The 819-nt window shown below is 78.8% G+C and carries 1 pseudogene; it reads right to left on the minus strand.

The window, feature by feature from the left end:
- Positions 1 to 819 (minus strand): annotated as a pseudogene (locus tag MXD58_RS25955) (hypothetical protein); the annotation flags it as partial.

The following is an 819-nucleotide window of genomic DNA, read 5'->3' on the forward strand; positions in this document are numbered from 1 at the left end:
GTCGGGACCGGCGGCCTGGCGAGCCTCGCCGCGCCCGGCCCGGGACATCCCGATGCCGGGCAGCGCGGCGATCGCCGTGTAAACGGCGACCGCCGCCAGCAGCGCCGCTGACGCGCGGCCGGTGCCGACCAGGTCCCGGACGCCGAAGGGCCCCGAGCTCCCGCTGGCGAGCACATGCACGCTGGACGCGCAGAACCCGGCGATCCCCAGCCGCGCGGCGTGGAACACCCGCAGGTGCGGCGGGCGGACGGGGTCGGTGCGCCCGGCGAGCCAGCACAGCGGAAGACCGATCACCGTCGGGTACAGCGCCGGCAGCAGCACGGCGACGGCGACGACCCAGGTCGCCAGCGGGTCGCGCCGGGGCGCGCGAGCGACGGCGAGGTCGGCGTCGAGGCGCCCGGACAGGATGACCGCGCCCGAGCCGAGGCCGGTGAACGCGGCGAACGCGACCACGTCGGCCCATCGCGGCGGCAGCCAGCACAGCGCCGCCGCGCACAGGCCCAGCCAGCCCAGCGTGACCAGCATGATCCGGCGCACGAGGGCCACCGGTGCCCGCCACAGCAGCCAGCCCTGCCCGAACAGCCCGGCGAGTGCCCGCGCCCGCCGCCCGCCCGCGTCGGCGCCGGGGGCCTGGTAGGGCAGGACCGGCGCGGCGGCGGCCGCGTCGAACCAGGGCGTGAGCAGCCGCTGCTGGGAGCCGGCGATCCTGGCCGGTTCGGGCGAACCGCCAGCGACGCCGGCGAGTTCCACCCCGGCGATCCGCAGCACCGGCGGCGGGCGGTCCACCGCCTGGGCCGGCACGAGGCCGGCGATCTCACC

Origin of the sequence: Frankia sp. AgKG'84/4 (assembly GCF_023242965.2) — a bacterium.
Classification (GTDB): domain Bacteria; phylum Actinomycetota; class Actinomycetes; order Frankiales; family Frankiaceae; genus Frankia.